Below are 8,154 nucleotides of genomic sequence, written 5' to 3'. Positions count from 1 at the left end.
TTCGCAGAACTGTACATAATGTAAACATCTAAAAATAAGATTATTACAAACACAAAAGAACTTGTCGTATTTATTAAAAACATCCATAGAAAGTACTCTATCACGTACCAGTTGTGTAATCAAGTTACCTGTGTGCTACCAATTCATAAATTATACCGCTGATATTCAATAATCTACATATAGAAGTACTGCATATAGCATAACAATTAAAATGTACTTATAATTTTTTTAAATCATTCTTGTAAATAAAAAGTACATCAACAATAGATGTCGGCAATAAGCTGCCGGAAAAGGATTTGTTAGGAAAGGGGTGAAAAACTTATGTAAAAATAAAATAATGCATATTTGTTGCTGTGAATACATAATCCCGATAGCAAGCCAATAAGTTTTCCCATTTTATAAATGAACAGAAGATAAAGGCGATACAAATCCTTGAAACAAAAAAATACGGAATCCATTACGAATTCCGTATTTCTTAAGTTATGTAAATTATAGTTAGTACCTCTAATCGGTCATATCCAATCTTTTAGAGATAAGCGAACAAAAACCGGAGTTATGGTCTATTCTCCCATACAAAAGAAGAGCCTCCCATATATAGGCTGGACTTGTCATCAGTTATCAAATATTTCAATGTATATTCATTTCCATTATTTGTAAAAGAACAATATGCCGCATAATTTTCCGGGTCGTAGTACATAAAGTAGCCAGTTCCCATATCTACAAATGTTTGGCTAGGGGTCAAATTAATCGCATTATAATTCTCATCCAATATGAATTGGAGGTGACATCCCTTCGGAACAGTTTCATCTTCTCCGTTCGTTAAATTATAATATAAATCCGGCAGCCGATAAATATTCTCCCCTTCGGCTTGTTCTATTGGAACCTCCACTTCTCCCAGTGCAAAATCAGCTTCCGTATAAATAACGGAGCCGACTTCGACCCAATTATAATCACGCATAATGCTGACCTGAGTAGACAAAGGGTTTTCCTCGTCGTCAGTTGCTATATTTATGGTAGCGGTATAAGAGGTTCCTATAACGAGATTTTGAGCCTTAATAGGAATATAGGCAACAGCCTCTCCCTGCTTGAAAGTAACCTTACCATTATTCTCATCACTCAAAACAGTATTATCGCTTAAAGTTATATCATAATTAATAGTCTTTTCTTCATTGGCAATATTACGAATCAAGCGAACCTTAACCTCTGTTTCCGAACTCTCTTTGGAAACAATAACCGATTGCTCGGGCATAAAGAATTGTATTTCTTCCGTGTCCGGTGTATAGGTTGCTCCTATATTATCTGTGTCGCAGGATACAAATGCCATGCATAAAAAGGCACTTGCAATCATTGCATATCCAAAATTCTTCATATACTCTTAGTCTTTAATGTTGATGACATTCATTATAATCCACTATCCAACGGATTCTGGTCCGTTGACAAATCCATATTTACATTACCATCGAATTCAGCTTGCGGTATTGTCATAACCCAACCCCAGGTTTCAGGATTATCCGTACGTACATTCGCATTCTCGCTGATTAAATACTCCTCTGCCCAGCCCATTTCTGCTGTACGTATGAATCCTTGTTTCAGACGCTTGATGTCATAAATACGATGACCTTCTCCCCATAGCTCGATACGGCGTTGCGTAATAATCTCTTCCAATAAGGAATAAGTCTTGTCAGTAGTTAATTTACCTAAGGAATTGCCGCTCTTTGTAGTATTATAATCTTCATCGCGGTAAGACATCAGTTCATTCAATAAATTACGTGCAGAAGCATCGTCCCCCAAATGGCATTCTGCCTCGGCAGCCGTAAGATAACACTCCTCAACGCGCATCCAAATCATATCTCCCAACCAGCTACTTACATTCGAAAATTTAAACTTATTCTGAATATAGGTGTTATCGAGCTTGTTGCCCCATTCATCTGCCTGGTTAGGCAACCACCACCCACGGCGGATGTCGTTATCTCCCATTGTTTCATAAAGCAACTTATTGATTTTTTTAGGAGCACCAGTGCTATACATAGCCATATCCGAACCGATGAATGAAACAGCATCCATATGGGTTAAGAATGTACCCCAACCTTGAGCCTGGTCGGCAGTAATTTCCGCTCCCCACATTACATCGGCCTGGCTAATACTGTTCATTCCGCTAAGAACATCTTTAGTCAAGGTGGCAGTAGTGTTCCTTATAGCTTCTTGCGCTGCATCCGATGCCTCTTGCCATTTATTCATCACCATACAAATACGTGCCTTCAACTGGCATGCTACGGCGTAGTCGATGTGTGTCTTACTCGTACGCGTTGAAGCATCCTTTAAAAGCGTTACTGCCTTGTTGATATCTTCCCAAATCCGTTCGAAAACTTCTTTGTTCGTCGAACGCGCCTCTCCCGTAGAACCGGCGACAGTGGCTCCTGTATATATAGGCACACATTTTTCATCCTCATGGCCTACATACGTACGGGCATACTGCTGCGCCAGCATGAAATAAGCGTAGGCGCGGATAGCGTAGGCTTGTCCTATGATATTGTTCACATCAGCCGTACTGCCTTCCATTGTTTCTTCTGCCGACAAAACATAATTGGCATTGGCAATCCATGTATATCCGGCTTTCCACAAATCATACGGACGGAAATCCGTACGCGCATAATATGACTTGCCCGTATATTTTGTATCGAAACTATACCAGCCGTTACCGTCGGCTACCCATACAAGGTCCTCACCCATGCAATCGGCCATTAGATTATATCCGCAAATACCGTCACCTTGCTGTTCGTTCGCGGTTACAGTCCACCCTTCCGAGTACATTGTTTTATAAATACCGTTCAGGGGCACAATGGCGGTACTGGCACTCGCCATAATACCGTCACTCGATATAGAAGTACTGGGGGATGTATTCAAATAATCATCACTACAAGCAGTGATACCGATTATCGATGACATCGTCAATATATATAATGCTAACTTTTTCATTGTTTTTTTCTGTTTATATTAGAAATTAATATCTATTCCGAAAGAGTAGGTTCTGGCGGGGCTATACGTATAATCAGTACCACCCGTGAAGTCATATTGCGGGTCCATACCGTTCAAATGGCTAAATAGATAAACGTTGTCGCAACTGAACGACAGCCTTAATGAACTGATTCCAGCTTTCTGCGTCCATACCTTTGGGAGAGTATATCCCAATGATATATTCTTTATCGAAAAATAAGATGCATCTACCAGGAATCTGTCCGTTACAGTATATTGGCCGGCAATTTCCACTCGTGGCACATCGGTTATATCGCCGGGCTTCTGCCATCTGCGAAGCGCCTGTGAGCTAAAAGTATCGCCGACATACAGAGGATTCATCAATCCGGCATAAAGTCCGTCGTAGATTTTTCCGCCAATGGAATAAGTCGTCAACACAGACAAATCCAAATCTTTCCATGTAAAATCCGTTCCCAGGCTACCATACAAGTCGGGAATACGGCTTCCCTGATAATATTTGGATTGTGCAGCCTTATTATAGTCGGAACTTACACGTTCGTTGATACGGTTACCGTTTTCGTCAGTATCATACACCCAATAAAGTTGCGCACCGGTCATAGGGTCGACACCGGCAGATTTTGCCATATAGTAAGTATATACCGGCATACCCTCCTTGATTACTCTAATACCTTTGGTTATCTCAGGCGACTCAGAAGTCAGTTTCAGCACTTTGTTCTTCGTTGTAGACCCCATGACACGTACATTCCATGCAAAATCCTTTGTACGGATAATGTTGGCGCCCAAGCTAACTTCCAGACCGCAGTTCCGCATGCTGCCTACATTGGCATTATAACCAGAAAATCCTGTGGACAAAGCCATCGGATAAGAAAGCAGCATATCTGTGGTTTTACGGTAATAATATTCGAAAGAAAAGTCCAAACGGTCGAACAAGCGTCCTTCCAAACCGATATTCAGATTTCCGTTCTTTTCCCATGTAACATCTTTATTCCCCAAAGTCGATGCAATGGCACCAACAGCCGTACCGTTAGGGTAGCTTAAATCGTAGAGGCTTTGCCATGCGTAATAATTTACATAACCTTCAGAGTCCAGCAGGTTGTTATTACCCTGTAACCCATAACTTGCTTTCAGCGAGAGATTGTTGACCCAAGTTAAATCACGCATAAACTCTTCCTGTGAGATACGCCAGTTTGCACCGACACTCCAGAAGTTACCCCAACGGTTGTCCTTGTGGAAACGCGAAGAACCGTCAGTTCTCCAGCTTGCAGAAATATAGTATTTATCATCGTAATTGTAGTTTACACGGGATAAATAAGATTCGATACGGTCTTCCTGCGTATAAGAATCCGCATCCTTCATCGTCGTACCCGGACGCAGTTCCAATATGCCGTCAACCAAATTGCTCTTTGCAGCCGACAAGTAATTATATGTATAATCATAATTTTCATGGCCGACCATTAAGTCGATTGTATGCTTGCCGAACGAACGGTTGTATGTAAGCAACTGATTGAACGTATAACTCAACATCCGCACATTGGCTTTCTGAATTAAACCGTTGCTTGCCACTTGGTTTCCATGATGCATGTTGTAATAATACATTTGATTGCGTGTGCGATAATCCAAACCGAAATTTATATTCAATTTAAGTCCTTTCAACCATTTGGCATTATCGGAATCGCTACCGATTACCGCATTGAACCGTCCTGACAGATTATCATTCTTCAGGCTGAATTTATCATCTTCTAACGTACCAATCGAATTGAAGTTGGTCAATGTAGGACGATTTTTTCCAAAATCCAGTTGACGTGCACCATTCTCATCCAAAGCATCCGTTCCGTCCTCATTTTTCATATACACAGGATAAATGGGAGCCATAAATTGAGCGGTATACCAAACGTTGGCGCTTTCCGAGCTTTCGTATTCCGAAGAGTTGGATTCCGTTTGAGAGAATGCCGCATTCAATCCCGCCTTGAACCATTCGTTAACTTTCGTATCTACATTTATACGTGCGTTATAACGTGAAAACTCAGTAGTTTTCAATACTCCGTTTTCATCTAAATATCCCAATGAGAACATCATCTTTGTTTTCTCGGTTCCACCGGTAAAGCTCAACTGATGTTCATGTCTGAACGCTCCATTATTCGTAATGGCATCCATCCAATCCTCATCATATGCCGACTGGGCATCTTTCTGTATATAACCGTCAGCTCCGATAAGGTTATCCCAAGAATAGTTTTTGAAAGGGTTATATACCTCACCTCCCAGTTTGGAAGAAAGACTCGATTTGGCCGCACTCTCAGCATCTTCCCAGCTATAACCGCTGTTGAAAGCGTAATTGTTACGCAAAGCTTCATAAGTCAGCTGAACGAACTCTTTCTGGTTTACCGTATCATAACGCTTTAAAGCCCTCGTCGAAAAACCGAAACTTCCCTTATAATTAACCTTAGTCTGGCCTGCGGTTCCCTGCTTCGTTGTTATAATAACAACTCCGTTAGCTCCCCTGGCTCCATATAAGGCTCCGGCCGAAGCATCTTTTAAAATAGTCATGGACTCGATATCGGACGGTGCAATATCTTCGATACCGCCGTCATAAGGCATACCGTCTACTACATACAAAGGTTCGGAGCTACTGTTTATAGAGCCAAATCCACGGATACGGATTTTGGAACCTTCTCCTGGCTGCCCGCTTCCGGATGTAGTCAGCACACCGGTAGTGGAACCTTCCAATGCCTTTGTAACATTACTGACAGGTCTTTTTTCCAAACTTTTGTTATTGACAATAGCCGCAGAACCTGTAAAAGACGCTTTCTTAGCCGTACCGTAGGCTACTACCATAACTTCATCAAGCACTTCCGTATCAGATTTGAGAATTACCCTTACATGGGGCTTGATTGCAACCTCTTGCGTCTGCATACCAACAAACGAGATTTGCAGAGTTTTCGCAGAACTCTAAAGGATATAAACTGCTAATAATTAGCGATTTACAAATAATAGAAAATTTATTGTACTTAGCTGATACATCAATAGAAGATGCCCTATCGAACATTGGCGAAGTTAGTAAGTTACCGATATGCTACCGTACAGTTAAACAAGATGCTGATTTTAAGAAGGTTACATACTGAAGTATAACTTTATTATAGTTATTCCAATATACTTTGGTCTTTCATAGAACTAATTTTGTAAATAAAAAGCAATACAGGTAATGGCTATCGGCAAGAAAAGAGACGTACCATGATAAAAACTGTAGATTAAAATCTCATGTCAAAATAAAACATAACATTTCAGAGAAAAGGTTCTTGTAATAAGACAATTCCCAAAGACTACGAAGAAAGCTTTTACCTTTTATTGCTTTTTTGATTGTCGTCCGCAGAAAAGTATTACAAACATATTATTATAAGAAGATTATAATTATCTTTGCATAAAACATGTAATCTATGGCAAAAATCAATCCGTTTATAACCAGTGGCTATGTTTCGGCAAAGTACTTTTGCGACCGTATAACCGAAACAGCTACATTGACACGCTACATAACCAACGGAAATAATGTTGCTTTGATAGCCCCTCGCCGTTTAGGAAAAACCGGCCTGATAGAACATTGCTTCTATCAAAAACAAATAAAGGAAGAATATCACACATTCTTAATCGATATATACGCAACAAAGAATTTCCAAGAGTTCGTATTTGAGTTTGGAAAAGGAATTTTGAATGGTTTAAAGCCACGTGGAAGAAAAGCATGGGAACTATTTCTCAAATGCCTGTCATCTCTTCGCACCAGTATCTCTTTTGACTTTAGTGGCAATCCCAGTTGGAATTTGGAAATGGGGGATATAAAAACTCCCGCCATAACTCTCGATGAGATATTTCACTATCTGGAACAGGCAGATAAGCCTTGTTTAGTTTCCATTGATGAGTTTCAAGTCATTGCCAAATATCCGGAAAGTGATGTTGAAGCTACGTTGCGCACACACATTCAACACTGCTCTAATGCAAAATTCATTTATGCCGGTTCGCAGCGGCATATGATGGGAGAGATATTTACCAGTCCGTCACGTCCGTTTTACCAGAGCACAGCTATCATGGAACTGTCCTCTATTGACATAGATATTTATACGGAATTTATAAAAAGGCACTTTACAGAAAATAAGAAAAATATTACAGAAGAAACAGTTAAAGAGGTTTTTAAACGTTTCGAAGGAATAACCTGGTATATTCAGTTTATGGCAAACTCCCTTTATGCAATGACTGCTGAAGGTGAGGAATGTACGGTCGATAAAGTAAATCTTGCTATTGACAATATTTTATCGCAATTGAATTTTACCTATTCTTCGCTGCTGTTTCAACTTCCTCCAAAACAGAAAGAAGTTCTTATTGCCATTTGTAAGGAAGGAAAGGCGCAGGAAATCACCTCCTCCAAATTCTTGAGAACTTATAAACTCACCGCCAGTTCTGTACAAGGAGCCATTAAAGGACTTTTGGATAAAGACTTTGTAACGAATGAATTAGGTGTGTATAGCGTATATGATAAATTCTTTGATATCTGGTTAAAGAAACAGATAAGTTAAAAGGGAATTTTCTTATAATACCGAATACAGTACCTCTGCATCATTTTTGCCGATTCGTTCAACGCGCAGAACACCAGCATCTTGCTTTAAGTAATCTGTATCTTTCTTTAATTTATATTTGCCAGCTATAAAAAAACTCGTAATTACCTGTTTATTTTAGCGTTTTTTATCCGAACTCACGTAAATTTATGCCCACCCCATATTGAATATGGGCATGCTGATTATTTGCAAGGCGAACGAAATGCATGCCAATAACTATCGTTACAGCTAAAGATATAATAGATTTTATACACTTATCAATAAAGAAAAATCGGTAAAAGCGAGCTGCTTTTACCGATTTCTCTTTAGGGATATTCAGTAAATGTCCCTAAAAATCAAGATGGCATATGAAGATGATAGAGCATACTCACTTCATATGCCATTTTTATAGTCCTATTCCTGTAATTTCTCACACAATCTTACCCTACAAGACATGACGCTCGGGAAGAAGTCTGAAGACATCTTCTGCCTCTGCCTGTAAAATCATATCATGCCGCTTTCACCGTCCTGTTCCTGATCTTGTCTATCATCAGTACGGCATTTGCCGTATGTATTCCAAAGA

At 39.8% G+C, this 8,154-nt stretch carries 4 protein-coding genes; 1 reads left to right on the top strand and 3 read right to left on the bottom strand.

Annotation, left to right across the window (positions count from 1 at the left end):
* Positions 1-553 precede the first annotated feature (553 nt).
* The 3 genes from C233_RS23355 to C233_RS0121660 are packed head-to-tail and all read right to left on the bottom strand — an operon-like array spanning position 554 to position 5,925.
* A complete protein-coding gene (locus C233_RS23355) occupies positions 554-1,369 on the bottom strand; it encodes a hypothetical protein (RefSeq protein WP_018669564.1) in 816 nt (271 codons plus the stop codon).
* A gap of 32 nt (positions 1,370-1,401) precedes the next feature.
* The gene (locus tag C233_RS0121665) at positions 1,402-2,976 is read right to left on the bottom strand and encodes a RagB/SusD family nutrient uptake outer membrane protein (protein ID WP_025069268.1); all 1,575 of its coding nucleotides are present in this window, start codon (positions 2,974-2,976) and stop codon (positions 1,402-1,404) included.
* 18 nt (positions 2,977-2,994) lie between these two features.
* Positions 2,995-5,925 (bottom strand): SusC/RagA family TonB-linked outer membrane protein, encoded by a 2,931-nt coding sequence (locus C233_RS0121660; RefSeq protein ID WP_081626143.1) that lies wholly within the window; start codon positions 5,923-5,925, stop codon positions 2,995-2,997.
* Positions 5,926-6,425: 500 nt separating this feature from the next.
* On the opposite strand from C233_RS0121660, the gene C233_RS0121655 reads away from it, so the two are divergent.
* Complete coding sequence (locus C233_RS0121655; protein WP_018669561.1) at positions 6,426-7,553, top strand: AAA family ATPase; 1,128 nt, start codon at positions 6,426-6,428, stop codon at positions 7,551-7,553.
* Positions 7,554-8,154 lie beyond the last annotated feature (601 nt).

Origin of the sequence: Bacteroides gallinarum DSM 18171 = JCM 13658, from assembly GCF_000374365.1 — a bacterium.
Lineage (GTDB): Bacteria > Bacteroidota > Bacteroidia > Bacteroidales > Bacteroidaceae > Bacteroides > Bacteroides gallinarum.
Note: the sequence above shows the minus strand (reverse complement) of the source record. Positions and strands in the feature narration are given on the sequence as shown.